This window comes from Faecalicatena orotica, assembly GCF_905197545.1.
Classification (GTDB): domain Bacteria; phylum Bacillota; class Clostridia; order Lachnospirales; family Lachnospiraceae; genus Faecalicatena_A; species Faecalicatena_A orotica.
The window spans coordinates 279,067-302,363 of sequence record NZ_CAJJZH010000005.1 but is presented as its reverse complement, the minus strand read 5'-3'; the positions used below and the strand labels follow the sequence as shown (position 1 = coordinate 302,363).

The window sequence follows — 23,297 nt, the reverse complement described above, 5'->3', positions numbered from 1 at the left end:
CCCACCTACTGTGCCATTCTATAGATTGCTTCCACATCATCGGCATTCAGGCTCTTAAGCCCTCCGATACTGCCAAATCTGCACGCATCCTCCGCCATTTTCCTGAACTTTTCATCGGTCTCAATCCCGATCTCTTTTAAGGTTACCGGAGCCCCCATAGACAGGAAGAACTCTTTCAGCCTTCGGATGCCTTCCAGCGCCGTTTTTTCCTGATCGTAAAAATCAACCTCTACGTCAAATACCCTGTTTGCAAACTGCACAAACCGTGGAATATTTTCTTTGTACACATATTTTGCCCAGCACGGGAACAAAACAGAGAGCGTGGAGCCGTGCACCGCATTGTACTGTGCACTTAGCTGTGCGCCTATCGTGTGTGTGGCCCAGTCCTGATTCCGCCCTGCCGCGAGCAGTCCGTTATGTGCCACAATTGCCGTCCACATGAACTCTGCCCTGGCATTGTAATCATCCATATTTTCCATCAGCGCCCTGGCATTTACCAGGATTGCCTTCATAACACCCTCACACATATAGTCTGTCAGGTTTACATTGACCGAACTGGAGAAGTAACGTTCCAGTACATGGGAAAACATATCCACAATCCCAAAGACTGTCTGCCGCCTCGGTATCGTCAGCGTCAGGTCCGGATTCATCAGGGTAAATGCAGGTCTTAAGAAATCTGCCATAACATCGGCACTCTCGCCCGTTTCCGGATTATTCAGAACACTTCCGTTGCTGCCTTCACTGCCTGTTGCCGGGAGTGTCATAACCGTGCCCACGGGAAGTGCTTCTGTCGGGACGGCTTTCTTGCTGTAAAAATCCCATACATCACCGTCATATTTTGCACCAAGTGCTACTGCCTTTGCGGTGTCGATGACACTGCCCCCGCCTACTGCCAGTACACAGCCGATCTGGTGCTCCCTGCATAGCCCGATGCCTTCCCTGACAAGCCCGACCTTCGGGTTCGGCTCTACTCCGGGAAGTTCATAGCAGGTAACTCCCGCCGCTTCCAAAGCATCCATAATCCTCCCATGAAGCCCTGATTTATACATATATCCGTCACCATAATGGACGAATAATACATTGTCTGATATCTTTCTGATTTCCTGTCCACAAAGCTGGTCTGCATCCTTGTCCAGGATAAACTTTGTCGGAGACATAAATTCAAAACTATCCATATCCTCTACCTTACCTTTCCATCTCTGTAACTGCCCCGCATTGTGATCAGTTACGAGTTACGAATCTCTTTCAGAAAAGAGGTTCCCGCCTGAAATTCGTATCCGAAATATTCAGAAACGGTTGCCGCAATATCCGAAAAGGTACTTCTTGTTCCTATGTCTGTTCCTTTTTTTAACTGTTTCCCATAAACAACGATCGGTATATACTCACGGGTATGGTCTGTTCCCGGAGTTGTGGGGTCGCACCCGTGGTCGGCAGTAATCAGAAGGATGTCTTCTTCATCCAGAAGGCTTAACATCTCAGGTACAAAGGTATCGAAATATTCAAGCGCCTCTGCATACCCCTGTGGGTCATTCCGGTGGCCGTACAGCATGTCAAAATCAACCAGATTCACAAATAAAAGTCCGTCAAATCCTGTTCTCAGATAAGACAGTGCCGCCTGGATGCCCTCTCTGTTATTCTTTGTATGGTTGATTTCTGTCAGTCCCCGCCTGTTGAAGATGTCCTCTATCTTGCCGACGCCGATTACGTCTTTCCCTTTTTCACTGAGCAGGTCCAGAACGGTATAACCGGGCGGGTCCACGGAAAAATCCTTCCGGTTCTCGGTGCGGTAATAATTGCCGCTCTCCCCGGTAAATGGCCTGCAAATCACCCTGCTTACCGTGTCATCCCCTGTCAGAAGCTCCCTTGCCGTCTTGCAGATCTCATACTGCCGCTTAAGAGGAATGATACTCTCGTGCATGGCAATCTGCATCAGGCTGTCCGCGGACAGATAGACGATGGGATAGCCAGTCCTTACATGCTCATCCCCCAGCACCTTTATGATCTCTGTCCCGGATGCCGGGTAATTCCCGATCACCTTTGTACCGATCCTGCGTTCCAGCTCTTCTATGATCCGCGGGGGAAAGGATTCACCGAACACTTTAAACGGTTTCTTCACCGTCAGCCCTGCGATCTCGAAATGCCCATTTGTCGTATCTTTGGCTTTCCCGAGCTCTGCTGCTTTCCCGAAACACCCTTCCGGTTCCCCGGCGGCCGCAAGGCCTGTGCCCTGAATATGAAATAACCCTAGTTTCTTCAGGTTCGGAATATGTAAACCACCTCTGTATTCATCAACATGTTTCAGCGTGTTGGTTCCGGTATCCCCGAACTCATCAGCATCGGGAAGTTCTCCTACCCCGACGCTGTCCAGCACGATAATTGTAAACTTTGGCATGGCCCGTTTTCCTCCTATTCACCGGCTTCGTCAAGAAGTCCCGGTCCGTTGCCCTCTTCCCAGGCAAACACTTCCCACACATTCCCTTCAAAATCCTGAAAATAAGCCGCCCTGGAGCCAAAACCATATGTAGTCGGTTCCTTGATGCAGTTCACCCCGTTGCCAATCAGTTCCTGTGCAATATCATCTACATCCTGAAGTTTCGGGACTTTTACAGCCATCATAAAATGATGCCCTTCCCCATCTATATATGTATGGTCCACGACTTCACAGAGCCCTTTTTTATCCCAAAGTGTTACTGCCGTCCCGCAGAACTCAAACTCCGCATAGTTCGCATGCTCCGGGTCCGGCTGGAGCCGTTTTATTTTAAATCCGAACTTCTCCGTATAGAATTTAAGCGCCCCCTGAAAGTCTTTTACAAATAAACAGATATCATTTAATTTCGTTAACATTTCCAGCTTGCTCATATACCTGATGCACCTCCGTTATTCTTTTCCGAAATACAATACTCATCCAGCCTGATGCCAGTCCAAAAACGCAGTACAGCAGCACAATCCCGGCCGACTGCCATATCCTGATTCCTTCCACATAGCTGTTGATTCCGAAAAAAGCACCTGCACCAACAAAAAATACTGCCACATTGCTGATACACCAGGGTGCAAATTCGAAATACATCATAAATGGAACGACGATCAGCGCTACAACCGGTACTGTCAGGAGTTTCAAATCCGGGAGCACGGCCGGCATCCCGATCATGATGACCGCAAAAACGATTCCCAAAACATAGCCGCAGAACCCCTTCACGGCCCCTTTCACGCTGCTTCCCAGCAGAAAATATAGCGCCCACCCCTGAAAGGCGATAAAGACAAACCCGCTGTGTCCGCCCGATACAAGGTGTGTGCCGATCAGCTGGTCTACTAGCTGGAGCAGGAATGACTGGATTCCTACAAAAACGGCAAATATTAGATACTGGCTTTTCTTCATCTCTCCACCCATTCATCCTTAGTCCATAATAAGGAGGCACCCTGGCCTGACCATGATGTCTCCTTATCAGTCACAGCCTTTCATGGTAAGTTTCCGGCCATCTTTCCAGATATGCTATTTCTCACCATTTGCAGCATTCATGAATCTTCTCTGATATGTAATAATCTGCGGGGCAGATGTGTTCTGGGCCAGATAACTTGGTTCTGTCGTAATCACAATCCGGTCTGTCATATCCTTGAACTCATCCTCCGTCATCAGCTTGTCGAGTTCCGGATACATTCTGGAACCTTCGATACTGCAGATAATCAGTCTGGTATCATCCAGATTCGAATTCCTGAGCATTCTTAAGTTATGCCTTACACCATCCATGCCGTCAAACCCTTCATGCTCATTAATCTTCCTGTATTCCACAGTCTCCCTTGCTACCTTCTCAACCAGACGCAGGTCTGCATCCTGATCGTCTCTGGAGAGGAAGTCCCATTCGATCATAAAGCTGCGCAGTGCCTGCAGGAACCGGTCATCATACGTTGTCTGGTATGCGTTCAGCAGCCCGTTGATGTAAGTTGTAACCCCGAAGCGCTGGCGTACGAAGCTGTTGATGAAGTACGGCTTTGCCTGCAGCGCCATACCTGTCTGCCACGGTTCAAACATCAGCGTGTAATTCACACGGAATCCGTGTTCTTTCAGCTTCAGTGCAAGATTATGCCCGTAAAGGTAGTCCTTCGTCGTGCCCTGGTTCCAGCGTGTGGACAGCTTTTTGTTTCCGGTGAGCAGTTCCCCGACATTATCTGCATTAACAGGACCTGTATGCGGAACTTTGATTACCATCCGGTAATCGGAGAACATCTCCCTGAATTCTTCCGCCTCCTCCAGAATCTGGCTGAAATCAGCAAACGGGTTATTCACCTCAACGCTGATATCGCAGCCGGGACCGAGTATGTTGGAAATTTCACCCATTACTTCATTTCTGGTCTTGAACTTATGACCGACGTTTGCCTTTGGATTATTGATGAACAGGTCATAAATAATACCCGGGTTACAGGTCAGGTTGCCGATCAGGTGCTTGATCGGTTCCACTTCATACGGGTTAGCCGTATCTGCCGAATAGATGAACTTGGTCGGCCTCTTTTTACCGTTCTTATCATACGATATATTTCTGACCAAATCTATTTCCATTATCTGGTTCTCTTTCATGTTGTACTCAATCTTGAAGCCTGCGGGAGTCTCTCCTTCCGGAACCTTGAATAAGTCGATGACATCCTTAAACCGTTCGCTGACACCGATGTAGCGGACTGTCTTCTGAAGAAATTCGTATTCTTCCAGGCTTATATTCTGATGGAGTGCTCTTCTAACATACCCCTCGTCACTTGATATGATCTGTGTCTCTCCGCCTACGAGAGACGCCAAACTGTAATTCACTGTCTGCATAATACCCTCCATTACTTCAGCTCTTCCAGATATCTGCTGTATTCTTCAACAAGCTTTCCTGCACTTCTTGTCCCTACCAGACTGACGCCCATGTGTTCAAACATATGGAGGGCCGCCGGCATGGTAAATGTTCTCGGCACACCTGATACCTTGATCTTTGTGTCGCCAGAAAGATTATCCTTCATAATCTGTACCTGTTCCATCGTCGGGAATGCCTGTGAGCCTGTTGCAGTCTTTACATATGTAACGCCGCATTCACAGCAGATTCTTGTCAGCTCGGCAATCTCTTCATCTGTCAGGAAACCGACTTCGAATATCAGCTTTGTATCACAGCCGTCCCCGCAGATTCTTACGAATTCACTGATTTCATGGCGGACCAGCTCATAATTTTTATCTTTTACAGCTCCAATGTTTACAACCATGTCGCAGGCCGTACATCCAAGCTTTACCATCTCTTCCAGTTCAAACAATTTTGCTTTTGTGCACATCGCACCGTAAGGAAAACCAATGACTGCACTCGGTCCTACATCTGTTCCCTTTAACTCTTCCACGACAAGTTCTGCCCAGCAGGAATTCACATTTACTGCGTTTACATGATACTTCTTGGCAATATCACATGCCTTGATAATATCTTCCTTCTGTAAATTCGGTGCCAGATAAGCCAAATCCAAATGTTTTGCAAATTCATTCACTGTCAACATTGTAAATCCTCCTAATAATCCACTTTTCCTTGCTTTGTATATTGATGCGCATTTTCAATATATTGTTTGTTACAATGTCAATATACCACCCTGATTTTGTTTTGTCAATAACATTTGTTACTTTTATTTCATATTTTTCACATTTCTATTTGTTATAAATGTTTATATATTATCATTTGTTTGAATAATTTGCCTTATTTGTAACAAATCTGGAGAGAATTCCATCAAAAAAGAACAGCCGGAACAAGTCCGCTGTTCTTTCATTAAAACTATCAGTTATTCATATCATATTGCTTTGGTGCAGCCCCTCTAATCCACTCTCCTCTGCCTGCTCACTTCAAACATCAGCACTGTGGCCGCTACAGCCGCATTCAGTGACTCCACCTGTCCTGACATCGGGATACACACCCACGCATCCGCGCATTCCGCCACTTCCTTACGCAGACCGTTTCCTTCATTTCCGATCAGAAATGCAGTCCCCTTTTGGTAATCCTCCTGGTCATAAGCATTTTTCCCGTCCAGATGTGCCGCATAAACCCGTACACCGTGTTCTTTTACCGTTTCAATTCCCGCCATTACATCATCCAGATATAAAAACGGCATCCGGTAAATAGCCCCCATCGTGGAGCGGATCGTCTTTGGGTTATAAATGTCTACACAATCCCTGCTCATCAGGATTCCTGTCACACCTGCGGCTTCCGCCGTCCTGAATATGGTGCCTGCGTTTCCCGGGTCCTGAAGATTGTCCAGAACCAGAATATGCGGGGATTTCTGTTTCAGGATCTCCTCCAGCGTATAATCCATCTGCCGGATTACCGCCAGAATCCCCTGGGGCGTCTTCGTGTCGGATACATAATCAAATACCGTATCCGACAGAATTTCCGGCACAAACCCTTTTTCTTCCAGTTCTTTTTCATGCTTCTTCATATAAGACTCTGAGACATATACTTTACGCACCCGCTTCTGCGGCGCCTCCATGACCATTCTTGTCCCCTCGGCCAGAAATACTCCCGCCTGGTTTCTCGCCTTGCTTTTTTTCTGCAGCTGCAGCAGTTCTTTTACCCTTTGGTTGCTTGTACTTGTAATCATATCTTTCTACCATTACTTTCTGGAATTATTCATTTTCTGCTCTTACTTCATAGAATGGAACTTCGACAAAACCGAGTTGGCCCCGATCACGATAATGATGCAGTCTGACGGAAGCGGCTCGTGAGGGTCAAACGTAACATCTACTTCTTCCCCCCGCATGATCCCGACGACATTCAGCCCGTAGCGCTCCCTTACCTTCAGATCGGCAAGTGATTTCCCGACCCATTTATCCGGGATCACAGTCTCTGCCATGCTGTATTCCGCGGACAGTTCAATCCAGTCCGTAAACGCGGTTGAGACCAGACTTTTCGCCACCCTGCTGCCCATGTCCCGCTCCGGATAGACGATCGCATCTGCCCCGATCTTTTCCAGAATCATGCCCTGAAGTTCGTCTCTGGCTTTTGCAAGAACGTAAGGAATGCCGATCTCCTTAGCCGCAATCGTCGCCATGATACTTGCTTCCAGACTTTCTGATACTGCCACGACAGCACCGTCCAGATTCTTACCTCCCAGAGACACGAGTGCCTCGGGGTCGGATACATCCGCCCTCATGGCATAAGATACCGAATCAGAGATTTCCTGCACCTTCTCATATGATTTATCTACCACAATCACGTCACAGCCCAGACTTTCCAGAGTCAGCGCAACGCTCCGCCCAAAGCTTCCCAGTCCAAATACCGCATATTGTTTCTTCATTCATCTTCTCCTTGCAACATCTTTGTTTGTCATTACCAGCCTATTAACCCAGCATAATCCGTTTTTCCGGAAGATCTCGTAACTGGGCACCAGTGTCTGCCCTGCCCGCGAAGACAAGGGCCATCGTGATGGGTCCAATCCTCCCGATATACATCAGCACCATCAGAACGGCCTGACTCGCCCGGCACAAATCCGGGGTAAGGTCGGCCGTCAGCCCCACGGTTGCCATCGCAGATGTTACCTCATACATGATCCTGAGGAAATCCACATGTGGCTCCAGAACGGTAACCAGTGTTACTCCTGACAGCCAGAATAAAAAGGTAAGCAGGATAATCGCAATACCTGAGCGGACAACAGAAGGCTCTATCTTCCTTCCGAAGCATTCGGTATCCCTCTTTCCCTTAATGACGCCGATGCAAGTCAGAAGGAGCATCGCAACGGTCGTCGTCTTCACACCGCCTGCCGTTCCTGCCGGGGAACCGCCGACAAACATGAGGATACATGCCAGCAGTTTTGAACCCGGCGACAGTCCGTCCTGAGATATATTTGCAAAACCGGCCGTTCTTGTTGTAACAGACTGGAAACCGGCCGCCATCAGCTTCTGCCCCAGATTGAGTCCTGCCATTGTATCCGGATTATGATACTCCAGTACAAAAAATCCAATAAAACCTACCATCAGCAGAACAAGGGTCATCGTCAGCACGATCTTTGTCTGAAGCTTCAGGCGCGTAAACAGCCTTCTTGCAGGCTGTTTCTCCCATATCACTCTTTTCGTGTTTTTATAAATGTCATGCCATACCGTGAATCCCAGACCCCCGATAACGATCAGAAACATCGTTGTAAAACTGATGTCCGGTGACTTTACATACTCCATATAACTGCTGTTTCCGAGAATGTCAATCCCGGCATTGCAGAACGCAGATATCGCATGGAAAATAGAATAGCAGATACCTTTTACCATGCCAAATTCAGGAATGAATTTTATCGAATAGAGAATGGCACCGATCCCTTCCACGATGAAAGTTCCGCGCAGGATGCGGATAATAAACTTCACCAGACCGCTCAGTGTGTCCAGATTGTATGTCTGCTGGATCACAACACGTTCCTTCAATGTAATCTTTTTCTTAATAATCAGGAAAAAGGCCATCATACATGCAATCACTCCCAGACCGCCGATCTGTATCAGTACCAGGAGGATTCCTTTTCCAAATACCGTGAACTGTACGGCCGGGGTGATTGTCACAAGTCCGGTCACGCAGACGGCAGAGACCGCCGTAAACAGCGCATCCGCAAATGCGATCGGCTGCCGGTTACTGACAGGGAGCCATAAAAGCAGTGCCCCCAGCAGGATAACGCCTAAAAAACCAACCGCAATCTTCTGCATCGTATTGAGGCTGATTTTTCTTAAACTTTTATTTTTCATGTCTTAGCACCTTAAGTTTTATTATTCCGGATAAGCCGGTGTATTATGATATTAACTTTGGTTACCATTCTAACACAGGCGAACTGAAAAGGACAGCCCCGAAATCCTGATGACATCCCATTGTTATTACTTTACTTTTCTATTGTAATTGGAAATGATATAATAGATAAAACTTTGTTTACGAAATTTATTTCGCTTTTCTCTATGAAAGGATGTGATTTCAATGATTAGCATAACGGGATTCCACCGCTATAAACCTGATGAGGTCGAGAATCTTACAGTCCCTCTGTTCGTTAACAGTGCCGGACATTACCGGTTGGTCAAATTGAATTATTTAGAAACAACACGGCTAAACGGACGGTTAGACTATCAGATTCTTTATATGACCAAAGGTACCGGACATTTCCTGATTCATGGAAAATACCAGGCAGTAACTGCCGGGAATATTATCATATATTATCCGAATGAACCACAGTTTTACTACTACCGTCTGGAAGAACAGCCGGAAGTTTTCTGGATTCATTTTACCGGATATCATTGTGAATCTTTGCTGAAACACTATCAGCTTTGGGGGGAAACTACACTGTACATCGGCATTGACAGTACCCTGATCTCACTTTTTAACAGCATCATCCGCGAAATACAGCTGCAGGAGAATGATTTTTGCAGCATGAATACACTCATGCTGCAACAGCTCTGTCTCCTTTTGAACAGAGCCCGCGAAAAACAAAAGTCTCCCTATTACAACAGACATAATGATATTGCTTCTGCCGTCCTCTATATTCATGAAAACTATAAAGAACCCATTATCATACGGGAACTTGCCGAAAAATACCATATGACTTATAACTGGTTTATACGGTGTTTCAAAGATTTTACCGGTTCTTCACCACAGGCCTATCTCACAGATATGCGAATAGAACAGGCGAAGGATTTATTAAGTAATACATCTTTTCAAATTGCTGAAATTGCTGAGTTGGTAGGCTATTCAGACCCACTCTATTTCAGCCGCATCTTTAAAAAGAAAACCGGATATTCTCCAAACGAATATAAAAAAAATCAATGGGGTAAAGTATAACAATACTATACCTCATTGATCACGTGCCAAGGGCATATCAGGGAACATAAAACTTGATCTCTTTATAATTGCCGCTATACTATTTTAATATGCCCAGCACTATGTACTGGATCACAAAAAATATAATGAGTCCCCATGTATACTTGTCCATGCGGCAGGGCATTTCCTGAAGCAGCCCTTTCTGATCTTTGCCGCGCATGCGTATTTCTCTTCTGCATCCTAAAAGTGTATAGGCTTCTATATCTTCTGTACTTCTGCATGGTTTTACAAGACTTGCCAGATACCCCGCCACCATCGTAATTGCAAGCCCCGTCACGTTGTACCAAAGATAGTTGACAGGATATACCCGTGCTATGGCTACTGTTCCCAATACTCCGGCCACAAATCCAATTGAAACGCCAAAATCATTTGCTTTTCTGGTTAGCATTCCCAACAGGAACATACCCAGAATCGCACCACACAGATAGGATATATAACTGCCCACAACAGCTAAGACAGATGCCGTTGTATTCATAAAACCAAATGTGGCAAACAGTACTGCCAGACCTGCCATAGCCAGTGTAAAATACCGGGATACCCCCATAGATACAGCCCTTCTGCCTTTCAGTACCCATTTTTCGTAAATATCTTTTATAAAGACTGTTGCCATTGAATTCAAAAGAGAGTCGACACTCGACATTGCTGCCGCAAAAATCCCCGCTATGATACAGCCCATCACCCCTGTTGGTATTTTCTCAGCTATAAACTGGATCATAACCTGATTGGTATTCTCAAAAGTCTTTCCCTGAAAAACAGAAAACATAATAAGTCCGATGATCATGAACAAAAAATACATTACATTCATCAGAATTCCGCTTGTAAGCAGTGAACGTTTCACCTCCGTTACCGATTTAGTTGAAAACAGTCTCTGTACCTGTGACTGATCCGATATATAATACTGCATCCACATGATACCGCCCCCTAAAAGGGTTACCCAGAATCCATTTTCAACTTTCGGATTTGCTGAGAAATCCAGCGCATTCAGCTTTCCGGCCTCCCGGGCAGTCTGAATGGTATCCATAAAACTAATATCCAGATTCTTAAACGCCAAAAATACAATTGCAAATAACCCGCCCCATACGATTACCATCTGGATTACATCTGTCCATATGACAGCTTTAATACCACCAAGCAGTGTATAAACTGTAGATACAATCACAATAATTACTAAAACCAGTTTAATGTCCCAGCCTGTCAGCTGGCTAATAATCAGGGAGGGGATATACACCATTGAACTGACCTGAATCAGGGCCGTCATTAAAAATCCCACTGCCCCGAGAGTTCTGCTAACAGCCCCAAACCGCTTTTGTAAATACTCATAGCATGACGTTATGCGGATATGGTATAAAAATGGAAGAAAACAGCTGCACGCCAGTGCCAGCACTAACGGAATACTTGCATTCTGCATAAAGGCCCGCAGACCGGACTGGTACGACCAGCCCGGCCCTCCGATAAGGCCGTTACCGCTAATTGTAGTGGCAGCTACCGACAGCGCTACCGGCAGCCATGCCATAGAGCGTCCTGCTATAAAGTAATCATCCTGTGTCACGTTACCTTTGCTCAGCCTTGCTCCTACAACAAGAAGTGCTCCCAAATAAACAACAACAATGATAAAATCGATAACTGACATTACTCTCTCCTCTCCTCTTTAGGGTGTTTCCGGTCAATCATCCTGAACAGGTATCCGTCTGCAGCTTTACAGAATGAAAGTTCCCCCTATATTGCAGCTGTCTGTGCCGCCTTTTCTTTTTTATCCAGAGATACCACGACAAAACCGAAAACAGCCGCAAGAACTGCTATAACCAACCCTGCAATTCGGTATACATTTGCAACACCTATAGAATCTACCAAGACACCTCCGACTACTCCCGCTACCGTATTTCCCACTCCTGCATACATTGCAACAGCGAATGTCTGGGCTGTGCTCGATAATTCCCTTTTTGTAATTCTGGCAATAAATGATACTGATGCCGGAAGAAATAACCCATAGGAAAGCCCCTGCAGGGCGGTCATCCAGATCAGTTGTGTTGGCGTTGTTGCAAATGAAGGGAGCAGTACTCTTAATATAAAGAAGCACATGGATATGAAAAGTAAATGTGAGTCCTTCATTTTCCGCAGAATGATCCCTGCCAGAAACAGAGCCGGCACTTCACTCAGTCCCAGAACAGACCATGCGTATCCGAGCTGTTCTGTACTGCCTCCCACCTGTGTCATTAATGTAGCAAGAAAACCATGTGCTGAGCGGAAGGCTACATATAAAAGAGTCGCTACGATCACGAATGCTATATATCCATAATTAGTTGCCAGCAATTTTAAATCAGTAAATTTCACTTTTTCTTTTACAACAGTATTATTAGTATCCTTCGGACCCAGACACCCCAGCGCCGCAATCACCATCATAGCAATAAACAGGATAAACATCCACTGAAATCCATGTTTATCAAAAAAACCTCCTACTATTGCTGATGTGGCTGCATACCCTAGAGATGCAATTCCCCGGGTAATACCATAATTCGTTGTCGGATTCACCTGCGCATCTAAAACCGTCCAGTTATCAATCAGGGGGTACACGGCCTGTATGACGAAAGATATTACCGTTGAAAAGAATAAAATCGCCATATAGCTGCTGCCTGTGAAATAGAAAATAGCTGCAAGCGCACTGCCTCCCAAAAGGCTGCCAATCATTACCTTTTTAATGGACCCTGATCTGTCGCAGATATACCCAAAGACCGGCTGCCCGATTATACTGGCCAGAGAATTTGCTGAAATAATAACTCCGAGCTGGGTATTAGAACAGCCCAGACTCAGAATATAAGGACTCAGATACGCAAACAAAATACAGAAGCCGGCCCAATATGCTGTCTGGATAATCGTAAAGCTAATATTTTCTTTTGTAAAAAAACTCTTAATCTTCATATTACTTCCTCCTCAGCGTCTTAAAACATAAATTGAATTGATAATTTATTCTCTCATCCGATAACTGATACTCTTCCTTTAATTCCGGTCCACAGCTTTGTGAACCAATTCCACTCATTTTATAATCAAGACACAGAACCGTATGGTCAGCTTCCTGCAGTTCAAAATTATGTCTTTTTGAAGCCAGCTCCTCCTGTGTATAAGGAAGAACCTGCATAGAAAAAGTGTCCTTTGAAAATACCTCCATCTGATTTCCCAGATCATCAGACAATATCATCTCATATGTATGATAGTGACTTCCGTTTTCCTGAGGTTTGATGTAATCTTCATAAAGATCTTTAACGTCTCCACTAAATCGCCCAAGTCTTGATGCCTGATGTTTATCACAATAGGATTCCCAAGGTCCATAACCAAGATAAGACACTTTTGTGAATTCCTTCGGCATGAACATGCGGATACCAAATCTGGGAAGATAGGGCATGTTCATATTACGTTTTGCCCTGATATTCACAGTTATTGCCCCTCCGGCATAAATCAGCCATTCAGCTTCTGCCTCCAGGCATGGCTGTATATGCGCCGCTGCCAAATCCAGGGATACCCAGATGCGGACTGACTCTTCTAATTGTTCTGCCTTCGTTTCCTTTACACATACCTGAACCCTGTCATACCCTGCTTTTTGCCATTCCAGTTTCGCAAGCCGGTCATTATCTGTAGGTGCTCGCCAAATATTGTACTGGACGGGTTCCATCGTATAGATACACCCATCGCAAATGATTCGGTCAAACGCCCCTGCATATCTATCAAACCGGTATGTAAAGTCACTGCCTTTTATATAAATGAAACGTCCCTGTTCTTCTTTCCTTATGCCGCCCTGTACTTCCGGACTCCTCTCTTGTGCTTCACCGCGCAGAATAAACTGGTCAAATCCGACCACAGTATCCTTCTCAATAAAATATTCTTTTTTCAGCGTCCGGTACTCTAAATTCAATGTGCATATACCTGATGAAGGAACAGTGTAATCAAACAGATAATTCTTTTTAGTATGGGCCGGATGATGTTCCGGATATAAATCTTTCCCATATACAACAGCGCCGTCCTGCTCAACAGTATAATGGATGTAAAGTCTTTCCTCGAGAGCGGTAAAATCCATTTTATTCTCGATTTCGATTTCACCGTTATCTTGATTAAGGAGGACTGCCCTGACCGGCCGCAGAACATTCTGATATTCTTTCAGCCCCGTATGGGGTGTTCTATCCGGATAAACCAATCCGTCCATACAGAAATTATCATCATGGAGTTCCTCTTTAAAATCCCCGCCATAAAAATATCTGGCTTTGCCGTTATCAGCTTTTCCCATAAAGATGCCGTGGTCACACCATTCCCACACAAAGCCTCCGAATACCCTTGGGCTGTTTTCAAAAATCCTTTGATAATCTTCCAAATCACCGGGTCCATTTCCCATAGCATGTGCATATTCAATTAACATGTACGGTTTTTTTGATTCCGGGTTATTCAAATAGTTTTCTATTTCTGCTGTTGAATCATACATTTTTGTATATAGGTCAAGCATGGATATATCGTTTTTATGTCCGCCTGTCTCCCATATGCTGCCTTCATACTGCAGCAGCCTGTCAGGATCAAATGATTTTACCCAGCGCCCTGCTGCTTCCATACTCTCCCCATACCCGGATTCATTTCCCAGGGACCAGATGATAACACTTGTACGGTTCTTATCCCTGTGGATACAACGTCTGACCCTGTCCTGCACCGCCTCATAGAATATAGGATTCTGTACAACATCACCATAGGTTTTTTCACAGGACCCTCCGTAGAATTCCGCTGATCCATGCGCTTCCAGATCGGCCTCATCCAATACATAAAAGCCAAGTTCATCACACATTTCCATAAGCCACGGTGAACTCGGATAATGGCTGGTCCGTATAGCATTTATGTTATGCTGTTTCATTAAAGCCAAATCCTTCAGGGCTTGTTCTCTGTTCATGACAAATCCGGTCACAGGATCAGAATCATGATGGTTTACACCACGCATTTTAACAGGGACTTTATTCAGATACACAACAGAGTCAATTACCTCTATTTTTCTAAATCCAAATTTATGAATAATCTGTTCTTCTCCCGTATCCAGGGTCAGCTGATACAATCTGGGCTGTTCTGCATTCCACAGAATCGGATTTACAATTGTAAACTTCAGATTACCTTTGTTTGTCTCACCTTTTTCCAGTACTTTTTGTTCAGGAGTTTCAAGTACCGCCATAATTGTCATGTTATTATCCGTATTTTCGAATTCTACTTCGACCACGCCTTTATCCAAACCATTTTCCAATCTTGCATGTACGAAGAAATCACGTATATGTTTCTGAGGCCTTTCCAGCAAATATACGTCTCTGAAAATACCGGACATCCTAAACTTATCCTGATCCTCTAAATAACTGCCGTCACACCATTTTAAAACAAGAACTGCCAGCGTATTCTCCCCTGCCGTTACCAAATCTGTAATTTCAAATTCGCTGGTCGAATGTGAAACCTGACTGTATCCTGCAAACTGGCCATTTATCCATACATAAAAACAGGAATCAACTCCTTCAAAATTCAGATACTGTCTCTTCTCCACAGAATTCCCTTTTAGAAAAAATGTATGTATGTAGGCCCCACATGGATTTCGTCCAGGTACATACGGAGGGCGGTATGGAAACGGGTAGTAATTACATACATATTGATGTGTATCAAACCCATAATTCTGCCAGCATCCCGGAACAGGTATGGTATGCCAGTCATCTGCCTGAAATCCCTTTTTATAAAACCCCTCCGGAATCCCATCTGGATCATCACTGTAGTAAAACCTCCAGTCACCATTCAGCAGTACTTTTGAGACTGACTTATCTCTTTGCGGAATATAATAAGACCTTTCTTTCGTTGTTCCCACATGCAGCACTTCAGGATCTTCATAATAATTTTCTAACTTCATTTTCTCCTCCTTCGTGTTTCGTTAGACAGATTATAGCAACTTTACTTTGGCTGATTCTATAGAGAAAGTTTCATTTTATATGGACAAAATCACACTTTTGCTTATTTTCATATTTCTAAAAACAAAAAAATCACCTGATCCTTTAAAGATTCAGGTGATATCCGTAAAGCAGTGAGCTGAATGGAAATAGAGAATTTAAACAGGGGAACCCATGACTTTCATAAGTCATGGGTTCCCCTGTTGAGAAATCAGATCTATGTCTTACCAGGCTCAAAAAACTCGCCAAGTGCGGGTATTACACCTTGAAGCGGTATCCTACACCCCAGATTGTCTCAATATACTGTGGGTGTGAGGTGTCGTATTCAATCTTCTCACGGATTTTTTTAATATGCACGGTCACAGTGGCAATATCCCCGATAGATTCCATATCCCAGATCTGCTGGAATAGTTCTTCCTTCGTGTATACATGGTTCGGGTGCCCGGCCAGGAATGTCAGAAGGTCGAATTCTTTTGTTGTAAAGGACCTTTCCTCTCCGTTGACCCAGACACGTCTCGCGGTTGTGTCAATCTTCAGTCCCCTGATCTCAATGATCTCATTCTCTTCCACATTGCTTCCTATCAGACGCTCGTAGCGTGCCAGATGTGCCTTCACACGGGCCACAAGCTCACTCGGGCTGAAAGGCTTTGTCATATAATCATCTGCGCCAAGTCCCAGACCCCTGATCTTGTCGATGTCATCCTTCTTCGCTGATACCATAATGATCGGCGTATTCTTCTGGTCACGGACCTGCCTGCATATCTCAAATCCATCTACCCCCGGGAGCATAAGGTCTAGTATAATCAGATCAAAATCCTCCTCCAGCGCCTTTTTCATTCCAATCTCACCATCATTTGCTACAGAAACCTCGAAGTCACTCAGTTCCAGATAGTCCTTCTCCAGATCTGCAATACTTTCTTCATCCTCAATAATCAAAATCTTCTTACTCATCCACCGGTACCTCCTGATATTTTCTTATTACAAAATACATTGTTGTTCCAGCCCCATCCTCACTGGTCGCCCAAATCTTACCGCCATGTTCTTCCACAATCTTCTTGACGATGGAAAGTCCGATACCACTTCCGCCTTTCGAAGAGTTTCTTGAAGCATCCGTCCGGTAAAACCTGTCGAATATATACGGTAAATCCTTCGGGGCGATCCCTTTGCCGTTATCTCCAAGCTCAATCTGGATAAAATCCCCTACATCCTTTAAATTCATAAAAATCTTTCCCTTCGGCTTGTCCATATATTTCAGGGAGTTATTAACAATATTGTTAATTACCCGCCGAAGCTGTTCCGGATCTACAATTACCTTAAAGTCCGTTTCCACATAATTGCGGTACGTAAACTCCACACCCTTCGCTTCCAGTTCCAGCGACAAATCCTCTGCACAGTCGCCAAAATACTGTTTGGCTGAGCAGGTCGTAAAATTGTAAGGAATACGGTTCGTGTCTATCTTGGAATAGAGCGTCAGCTCATTGATAAGCAGATCCATCTCATTAGCCTTATTGTATATTGTTTTGATGTATCTGTCCATCTTTTCCGGCGTATCCGCAACACCATCCATGATTCCCTCCACATAACCTTTAATCGCCGTAATCGGTGTTTTCAAATCATGGGAGATATTACTGATCAGTTCCTTATTCTCTCTATCATACGCAACTTTTTCTTCCGCATTCGCCTTCAGCCGGAGACGCATCTCCTCGAAATCCCGGCAGAGCATGCCGATCTCATCGTCCGTCTCACTCTTAATCTCAAAATCCAGATTCCCTTCCTTAATATTACGGGTTGCGATCTGCAATCTCGAGAGCGGCAGGGAAACCGTCCTGTAGATCCAGTAAATCAAAAGTGCCGCAGTCAGGAATACGACCAGCAGATACAGCTGCTGGATCTCCCCCAGCTCGCCCGCCCCCTTCGGCGCAAACGTATACATCGCAATAATCGCAAAAATAGTAGGAAGAATCATAACCGTCATAAACGCGAGAATCAATTTCGTCTTAAGCTTCATATTGTCACCTCTTCTGCAAAGGGGTCAGACCCTTTTGCGCTCCGTTTTCAGAATATTCTTAAAATTATGTTGCCTGTTTTTCTTCGGTACGCCCCGCCGCCCTCATGTTTACGGATTTTTGTTATATCCGGCCATATAGTTATATATGAAAAAGACAGACACTTTCCGGTGCCTGTCCCCTTCTTTTTTAACGCACCTAATACTGTTATATTACAGATATTTTCTCAATGCGTCAACTTTATCTAGCTTTTCCCAAGGTAAATTTAAGTCATTACGGCCAAAATGTCCATATGCTGCTGTCTGTTTGTAGATCGGTCTGCGAAGGTCAAGCATTTTGATGATTCCGGCCGGACGCAGGTCGAAGTTCTCGCGGATGATTTCGATCAGCTTCTCCTCGGATACATTCCCTGTTCCGAATGTATCTACGTTGATGGAAGTCGGCTGTGCAACACCGATTGCATAGGATAACTGGATCTCGCATTTCTTTGCAAGGCCCGCCGCTACAATGTTCTTTGCTGCATAACGAGCTGCATATGCCGCGGAGCGGTCTACTTTTGTACAGTCTTTTCCGGAGAAAGCCCCGCCGCCGTGGCGTGCCATTCCGCCGTAAGTATCTACTATGATCTTTCTTCCTGTCAGGCCACTGTCCCCGTGAGGTCCTCCGATGACAAAGCGCCCTGTCGGGTTAATGAAGAACTTTGTGTTCTCATCAATCATTTCTGACGGAAGAATCGCATCAAATACGTATTTCCTAATATCTTCGTGGATCTGTTCCTGTGTAACCTCCGGGTCATGCTGTGTGGATAGTACAACTGCTTCCAGTCTCGCGGGAACGCCGTTCTCGTCATATTCTACCGTTACCTGGGTCTTCCCGTCGGGGCGCAGATACGGAAGTGTTCCATCTTTCCTGATCTCTGTCAGCCTTCTGGCGAGCTTGTGGGCCATAGCGATCGGGTATGGCATATATTCCTCTGTCTCATCTGTTGCATATCCGAACATCATTCCCTGGTCTCCGGCTCCGATTGCCTCAATCTCGTCGTCGGACATCTTATTTTCTTTTGCTTCGAGAGCCTTGTCAACCCCGAGTGCAATATCTGCTGACTGCTCGTCAATCGCAGTGATTACGCCGCATGTATCCGCGTCAAAGCCGAATTTCCCCCTTGTATATCCAATCTCACGTACGGTATCACGTACCAGCTTCTGGATGTCCACATACGCATTCGTCGTGATTTCTCCCATAACCATGACAAGGCCTGTTGTTGTGCATGTCTCACACGCCACACGGCTCATCGGGTCTTCCTTGAGAAGCGCATCCAAAATAGCATCGGATATCTGGTCACACATTTTATCCGGATGTCCTTCTGTTACTGATTCTGATGTAAATAATAATTTTTCCATGTCATTTCTCCCTTCTGAAATGTCCGGACCGTCCGCGGTTCTTTTCGTATAATAAACCACCAGTACGTCCGAATCAGCTCTTTCTCTCTGGGACTGCCTGCCTTGTTCACAAAAAATTTCCTCTATAAACAAAGAAAACAGCCCACAAGAAGCGGACTGTTTATATCTCATAAATCAATCCTCTTATTGTTCGATTACTCGCTCAGGTTGGCACCTTCCGTGTTAGGGGTTGCCGCGGCTTCACAGGTCCTTTGTACCTCCACCGCTCTGAATAAGAGAAAGCTTGCTTTGTTAAGTTGTTAAGTACAATAGGAACTTTACACCGTATTATGAAAAATGTCAATATACATCTTTCAATTTTTGTATCCTTCCATTAATCTCCTGATTACGTTTTTGAAATTCTTATGAAAGCAGCTCTTCCAACTCCAGCTCACAGGCCGGAATAACCGGAAGCGGATTCTCCGTATGCTCACCCAGCATTTTTTCCATCCATACCATATCGTACCAGACACCCAGTTTATAGCCGCATTTATGAAAATGTGCGACCGTCCGGTATCCAAGTTTTTCGTGGAATGCGATGCTTTCCGGATGGGGATAGGCGATACAGGCATTCAGATTCAGAATATGTTGTGCTTTCAAAACCTCTTCCAGCTTCTCATAGAGTTTTCTTCCTATTCCCCTGCCTTTCAGCTCACGGCCGACATAGACCGTCGTTTCGACAGACCAGTCATAAGCATCTCTGTCTTTAAACTGGGAAACATAGCAGTATCCGGCGATTTTTCCGTCAGCCACCGCCACCAGATAAGGATACTTTTGCATTATACGGACCATGCGGGCCCTGAATTCCTCCAGAGTCGGCGGCTCATATTCAAATGTGATAGCCGTATCCGTCACATACGGGATATAAATATTAAGGAGGGCTTCTGCATCACGCTGATCAGCCGCCCTGATTATAATCTCTTCTTTATTCATCTTTCTTTTCCACCTCTTTGAATACCCCTTTATCGTTCAGCTCTGCATTGGGGGACAAACCGTTGAAAAACTCATAGAATTCGGCCTGCTCGTCCTTATCTTTAATATACTGGGTTGTATACTCCGTCTGCAGACAGGGCACGAAGGACATTCCTTTCAATCCCTTATCATTAATATCCAGCTTCAAAAGGCCGGTATATTTTGTCTCATCATTAAACCAGAAATCCCCCATGCTGTAAATAACAGGCTTTCCGTCTATGTATTCCATCCCCTGAAGCACATGGGGATGTCCTCCGACTACAATGTCGGCCCCGGCGTCCAGAAATTCTTTTCCCATATCGTGCTGATACTGTTCGTAAACATTCGTGTCTTCGGGTCCCCAGTGGATATATGCAATCAAATAATCACACTGTCCAGCTGCATCCTGAATGACCCGGTTATATTCCGCCGTATCATAAGCCTCCAGAACCCCCGGAGAGTCTTCTTCTGCCGCAGGGGTGTAATACACCACTTCCGCATTCGTCGCCGCGACAAAACCGATTTTCACACCGTTTACCACATAATAAACCGGCCGCTTCGCCTCCCCGATATTCCTCCCGCCGCCGACATAAGGGATCTTGGCCTCATCCAGAAGGTCCAGCGTATCTAAAAGGGCATCTTCGCCATAATCGTAAACATGGTTATTGGCCAGAGATACGAGATCCGTCCCCATCTCCTCAAGAAGGGCCATCCGCTCAGGTTTTGCACGGAACGTGTACAGCTTCCCCTCCAGAGCCTCCCCCCTTTCACTGATACAGTACTCATGGTTCAGATAAAAAACATCCGCATCATTTGTTATTTTCAATATTTCGGGAGAAATGCATTTCGACAGGTCATTTACTGTGTCATAGTGATCCAGCACAAATCCATCCTCTGCAAAACAGATGTCCCCTGCAACAACCACTTCCGCAGCCTTACCAGAACTTCCTTTTTTCATGTAAATCCCATGCTTCTTTGCAGTTTTTGCGTCATCAAGCCAGCCTTTATAGCGGTCATTAACGACATGCATCGTTTCTCCAACCGCGGCATAAATATCTTCACCGGAAATCTTTCCATCCTGTGCAGCCTTCAAAACTGCATCCTTTTTTTCCGGATAAGCCTCCATGAACCAGTCGGAAAAAGAGCCTTTTTCCCTTTTCCCGGTAGCAGACGAAGCCTCCACCGCACCATCCAGCGTCTTAACAAATGTATCGTAGCAAGCCTGCACCGCTTCTTTTCCCGCAGCCAGCTGCTTTTTCGACGAATGCCGCTTCACTCCCGCAATACATAAACTGATTATCACTATCAGAATCAGCACGGCTCCCCCAATAACCATCAGCATCCTCTGACGCACCTGTTTTCTACGCTTCTCAATCCGCTGTCTGCGGACCTCTGCATCGTATCTGTCGTTCCCCATATTTACAGCCTCCTCATTTGCAAATCCAAACCATATATACAAAACCATTGCATACCACGGAATAAAAGTCAAGACCTTCTCCTGATAATTTACGCAGGAATTTTTCTCCTGTTATATACCTTATTTGGGAATGTACATCCCGCCCGGAGGACTTTTTACTTCGCATGATGCATTTTCTTCGTAAAAAAGCGGGAAAATACATAGCCTCATGGCCTGTATCTTCCCGCCTGTTCTTATTAGTTCGCACAGCTGTCCTGCCTTGGCACCGGAAAAAATGTGCCTTTCCAGATATATGGAGCAGGCGCCCTTCTGACACTTCCAGATTCTCTTCAGCCGACTTTCAGCTTAAACTTCTGAATCTCCTTCTCGCTGGATACTTTCTCGATCATTCCGCCTATGCCACGGAGTTTTTCTTCAAACCGCTCATATCCCCTCTGGATATATACGATATCGTCAATAATTGTAATTCCATCTGTAGCCAGCCCTGCAATACACAGTGCCGCACCCGCCCGAAGGTCCGGGGCGCTTACCCGTGCTCCTGAAAACGCTTCCACACCCTCGATCGTTGCGGAATTGCCTTCCACCTTAATCACGGCACCCATTCTTGCCAGCTCGTCTAAGTATTTAAAACGGTTCTCAAAAATACTCTCCGTAATCGTACTTGTTCCCGTTGCCAGTGCAAGTGTTACGCCGATCTGCGGCTGCATGTCTGTCGGATATCCGGGATATGGAAGTGTCTTGACCTGCGTCGAACGCAGCCTGCCTTTGGCTACCACGCGGACTGCATCATCAAATTCTTCTACCTCGCACCCGATATCTACAAGCTTGGAAATAGTCGCATCCAAATGCTTCGGAATTACATTCAAAACGGTTACGTCACCTTTTGTAGCTGCTGCTGCAAACATAAATGTTCCTGCCTCAATCTGATCCGGAATGATTGAATATTCAGACTTGTGGAGAGACTTTACTCCGCGGATCTTAATCACATCTGTTCCGGCTCCCCTGATATTGGCACCCATACTGTTCAAAAAGTTCGCCACGTCAACGACATGAGGTTCCTTTGCAACGTTCTCCATGATTGTAATACCGTCTGCCATAGCAGCTGCCATCATTACATTGATCGTAGCACCGACAGTGACAACGTCAAAATAAAGGTGTGTTCCCCTGAGAACTTCCGCATCTGCTACAATCTTACCGTGTTCAATGTCTACATCAGCACCGAGGGCACGGAACCCCTTCAGATGCTGGTCGATAGGGCGGCTCCCTATGTTGCATCCGCCCGGGAGTGCAACCTCCGCCCTTCTGTACTTGCCAAGCAGCGCTCCCAGTAAATAGTAGGACGCCCTTATCTTCTTAATGTAATCATATTCGATATTAAAGTCACCGATCGTGCTTCCGTTAATCTTGACTGTATGCCTGTCAATTCTCTGTACCATAGCACCGATACCGGCAATTGCTTCTAACATAACATTGATATCATTTACATCCGGCAGATTGTCAATCAGGACGGTCTCATCCGTCATAATCGCCGCGGCCAGAATTGCAAGTGCTGCATTCTTGGCCCCGCCTATCTCTACTTCCCCTACAAGCGGACTGCCGCCTTTAATAATATATTGCTCCATAAACGCACCTCGATTATCCGATATTGTTATCGTGATCCCTTATCATTATTCCCCTGTTACCTTCAAGTCTGATTTTTGATATGCGAAGTTATT

19 protein-coding genes and 1 riboswitch are annotated in these 23,297 nt (G+C 45.4%); of the genes, 1 reads left to right on the top strand and 18 read right to left on the bottom strand.

What is annotated here, in order from left to right:
• Nucleotides 1–5 precede the first annotated feature (5 nt).
• The 9 genes from ABIN22_RS13025 to ABIN22_RS12985 all read right to left on the bottom strand — a co-directional run bounded on the left by ABIN22_RS13025 (nt 6) and on the right by ABIN22_RS12985 (nt 8,713).
• On the bottom strand, nt 6–1,175 hold the full coding sequence (locus ABIN22_RS13025) for an iron-containing alcohol dehydrogenase (RefSeq protein ID WP_346909151.1): 1,170 nt from the start codon (nt 1,173–1,175) through the stop codon (nt 6–8).
• Between the two features lie 50 nt (nt 1,176–1,225).
• Entirely contained in the window at nt 1,226–2,392 is a 1,167-nt protein-coding gene (locus tag ABIN22_RS13020) for a phosphopentomutase (protein WP_109732454.1), read from the bottom strand.
• Nucleotides 2,393–2,406: 14 nt separating this feature from the next.
• Nucleotides 2,407–2,844, bottom strand: coding sequence for a VOC family protein (locus ABIN22_RS13015; RefSeq protein WP_243099469.1), 438 nt, complete (start codon nt 2,842–2,844; stop codon nt 2,407–2,409).
• Entirely contained in the window at nt 2,825–3,388 is a 564-nt protein-coding gene (locus ABIN22_RS13010; RefSeq protein WP_346909148.1) for a DUF1097 domain-containing protein, read from the bottom strand. Before ABIN22_RS13010 ends, ABIN22_RS13015 begins: the two co-directional genes overlap by 20 nt.
• 102 nt (nt 3,389–3,490) lie before the next feature.
• On the bottom strand, nt 3,491–4,804 hold the full coding sequence (locus tag ABIN22_RS13005) for a transaldolase family protein (RefSeq protein ID WP_109732588.1): 1,314 nt from the start codon (nt 4,802–4,804) through the stop codon (nt 3,491–3,493).
• Between the two features lie 11 nt (nt 4,805–4,815).
• The gene (deoC, locus tag ABIN22_RS13000) at nt 4,816–5,505 is read right to left on the bottom strand and encodes a deoxyribose-phosphate aldolase (RefSeq protein WP_109732457.1); all 690 of its coding nucleotides are present in this window, start codon (nt 5,503–5,505) and stop codon (nt 4,816–4,818) included.
• A gap of 309 nt (nt 5,506–5,814) precedes the next feature.
• On the bottom strand, nt 5,815–6,594 hold the full coding sequence (locus tag ABIN22_RS12995) for a TrmH family RNA methyltransferase (RefSeq protein ID WP_346909145.1): 780 nt from the start codon (nt 6,592–6,594) through the stop codon (nt 5,815–5,817).
• A gap of 42 nt (nt 6,595–6,636) precedes the next feature.
• Nucleotides 6,637–7,290 carry a potassium channel family protein gene (locus ABIN22_RS12990; protein ID WP_109732459.1) on the bottom strand — a complete coding sequence of 218 codons (654 nt, stop codon included), beginning with the start codon at nt 7,288–7,290 and terminating at the stop codon, nt 6,637–6,639.
• A gap of 43 nt (nt 7,291–7,333) precedes the next feature.
• Nucleotides 7,334–8,713, bottom strand: coding sequence for a TrkH family potassium uptake protein (locus ABIN22_RS12985; RefSeq protein ID WP_346909143.1), 1,380 nt, complete (start codon nt 8,711–8,713; stop codon nt 7,334–7,336).
• 223 nt (nt 8,714–8,936) lie between these two features.
• On the opposite strand from ABIN22_RS12985, the gene ABIN22_RS12980 reads away from it, so the two are divergent.
• Nucleotides 8,937–9,791: an AraC family transcriptional regulator gene (locus ABIN22_RS12980; RefSeq protein WP_118622651.1), complete on the top strand. Its 855-nt coding sequence runs from the start codon at nt 8,937–8,939 to the stop codon at nt 9,789–9,791.
• A 79-nt stretch (nt 9,792–9,870) separates the two neighbouring features.
• On the opposite strand, the gene ABIN22_RS12975 is transcribed toward ABIN22_RS12980, so the two are convergent.
• The 9 genes from ABIN22_RS12975 to murA all read right to left on the bottom strand — a co-directional run bounded on the left by ABIN22_RS12975 (nt 9,871) and on the right by murA (nt 23,204).
• The gene (locus ABIN22_RS12975; protein WP_346909141.1) at nt 9,871–11,460 is read right to left on the bottom strand and encodes a sodium:solute symporter family transporter; all 1,590 of its coding nucleotides are present in this window, start codon (nt 11,458–11,460) and stop codon (nt 9,871–9,873) included.
• A gap of 86 nt (nt 11,461–11,546) precedes the next feature.
• On the bottom strand, nt 11,547–12,746 hold the full coding sequence (locus ABIN22_RS12970; RefSeq protein ID WP_346909139.1) for an MFS transporter: 1,200 nt from the start codon (nt 12,744–12,746) through the stop codon (nt 11,547–11,549).
• Nucleotide 12,747: 1 nt separating this feature from the next.
• Nucleotides 12,748–15,732, bottom strand: coding sequence for a glycoside hydrolase family 2 TIM barrel-domain containing protein (locus ABIN22_RS12965; protein WP_346909137.1), 2,985 nt, complete (start codon nt 15,730–15,732; stop codon nt 12,748–12,750).
• Between the two features lie 295 nt (nt 15,733–16,027).
• The gene (locus ABIN22_RS12960) at nt 16,028–16,720 is read right to left on the bottom strand and encodes a response regulator transcription factor (protein WP_109732461.1); all 693 of its coding nucleotides are present in this window, start codon (nt 16,718–16,720) and stop codon (nt 16,028–16,030) included.
• Nucleotides 16,713–17,777, bottom strand: coding sequence for a sensor histidine kinase (locus ABIN22_RS12955; protein ID WP_109732462.1), 1,065 nt, complete (start codon nt 17,775–17,777; stop codon nt 16,713–16,715). The genes ABIN22_RS12960 and ABIN22_RS12955 overlap by 8 nt, the downstream gene beginning before the upstream one ends.
• 210 nt (nt 17,778–17,987) lie before the next feature.
• The gene (metK, locus tag ABIN22_RS12950) at nt 17,988–19,175 is read right to left on the bottom strand and encodes a methionine adenosyltransferase (protein ID WP_346909248.1); all 1,188 of its coding nucleotides are present in this window, start codon (nt 19,173–19,175) and stop codon (nt 17,988–17,990) included.
• Between the two features lie 180 nt (nt 19,176–19,355).
• A riboswitch (SAM riboswitch) is annotated at nt 19,356–19,453 on the bottom strand.
• Nucleotides 19,454–19,577: 124 nt separating this feature from the next.
• Nucleotides 19,578–20,147 (bottom strand): GNAT family N-acetyltransferase, encoded by a 570-nt coding sequence (locus tag ABIN22_RS12945; protein WP_346909135.1) that lies wholly within the window; start codon nt 20,145–20,147, stop codon nt 19,578–19,580.
• Nucleotides 20,140–21,582: a CapA family protein gene (locus ABIN22_RS12940; protein ID WP_346909133.1), complete on the bottom strand. Its 1,443-nt coding sequence runs from the start codon at nt 21,580–21,582 to the stop codon at nt 20,140–20,142. The genes ABIN22_RS12945 and ABIN22_RS12940 overlap by 8 nt, the downstream gene beginning before the upstream one ends.
• A 329-nt stretch (nt 21,583–21,911) precedes the next feature.
• Nucleotides 21,912–23,204, bottom strand: coding sequence for a UDP-N-acetylglucosamine 1-carboxyvinyltransferase (murA, locus tag ABIN22_RS12935; protein WP_109732465.1), 1,293 nt, complete (start codon nt 23,202–23,204; stop codon nt 21,912–21,914).
• Nucleotides 23,205–23,297 lie beyond the last annotated feature (93 nt).

What these genes read in the sequence shown, in the direction of transcription:
- ABIN22_RS12980 (WP_118622651.1), top strand. Translation starts at nt 8,937, where the DNA reads ATGATTAGCATAACGGGATTCCACCGCTATAAACCTGATGAGGTCGAG.
- ABIN22_RS13015 (WP_243099469.1), bottom strand. Translation starts at nt 2,844, where the DNA reads ATGTTAACGAAATTAAATGATATCTGTTTATTTGTAAAAGACTTTCAG.
- ABIN22_RS13020 (WP_109732454.1), bottom strand. Translation starts at nt 2,392, where the DNA reads ATGCCAAAGTTTACAATTATCGTGCTGGACAGCGTCGGGGTAGGAGAA.
- ABIN22_RS13010 (WP_346909148.1), bottom strand. Translation starts at nt 3,388, where the DNA reads ATGGGTGGAGAGATGAAGAAAAGCCAGTATCTAATATTTGCCGTTTTT.
- ABIN22_RS13005 (WP_109732588.1), bottom strand. Translation starts at nt 4,804, where the DNA reads ATGCAGACAGTGAATTACAGTTTGGCGTCTCTCGTAGGCGGAGAGACA.
- ABIN22_RS13025 (WP_346909151.1), bottom strand. Translation starts at nt 1,175, where the DNA reads ATGGATAGTTTTGAATTTATGTCTCCGACAAAGTTTATCCTGGACAAG.
- ABIN22_RS12970 (WP_346909139.1), bottom strand. Translation starts at nt 12,746, where the DNA reads ATGAAGATTAAGAGTTTTTTTACAAAAGAAAATATTAGCTTTACGATT.
- ABIN22_RS12945 (WP_346909135.1), bottom strand. Translation starts at nt 20,147, where the DNA reads ATGAATAAAGAAGAGATTATAATCAGGGCGGCTGATCAGCGTGATGCA.
- ABIN22_RS12965 (WP_346909137.1), bottom strand. Translation starts at nt 15,732, where the DNA reads ATGAAGTTAGAAAATTATTATGAAGATCCTGAAGTGCTGCATGTGGGA.
- ABIN22_RS12955 (WP_109732462.1), bottom strand. Translation starts at nt 17,777, where the DNA reads ATGAAGCTTAAGACGAAATTGATTCTCGCGTTTATGACGGTTATGATT.
- ABIN22_RS12985 (WP_346909143.1), bottom strand. Translation starts at nt 8,713, where the DNA reads ATGAAAAATAAAAGTTTAAGAAAAATCAGCCTCAATACGATGCAGAAG.
- metK (WP_346909248.1), bottom strand. Translation starts at nt 19,175, where the DNA reads ATGGAAAAATTATTATTTACATCAGAATCAGTAACAGAAGGACATCCG.
- ABIN22_RS12975 (WP_346909141.1), bottom strand. Translation starts at nt 11,460, where the DNA reads ATGTCAGTTATCGATTTTATCATTGTTGTTGTTTATTTGGGAGCACTT.
- murA (WP_109732465.1), bottom strand. Translation starts at nt 23,204, where the DNA reads ATGGAGCAATATATTATTAAAGGCGGCAGTCCGCTTGTAGGGGAAGTA.
- ABIN22_RS12995 (WP_346909145.1), bottom strand. Translation starts at nt 6,594, where the DNA reads ATGATTACAAGTACAAGCAACCAAAGGGTAAAAGAACTGCTGCAGCTG.
- ABIN22_RS12960 (WP_109732461.1), bottom strand. Translation starts at nt 16,720, where the DNA reads ATGAGTAAGAAGATTTTGATTATTGAGGATGAAGAAAGTATTGCAGAT.
- ABIN22_RS12990 (WP_109732459.1), bottom strand. Translation starts at nt 7,290, where the DNA reads ATGAAGAAACAATATGCGGTATTTGGACTGGGAAGCTTTGGGCGGAGC.
- deoC (WP_109732457.1), bottom strand. Translation starts at nt 5,505, where the DNA reads ATGTTGACAGTGAATGAATTTGCAAAACATTTGGATTTGGCTTATCTG.
- ABIN22_RS12940 (WP_346909133.1), bottom strand. Translation starts at nt 21,582, where the DNA reads ATGGGGAACGACAGATACGATGCAGAGGTCCGCAGACAGCGGATTGAG.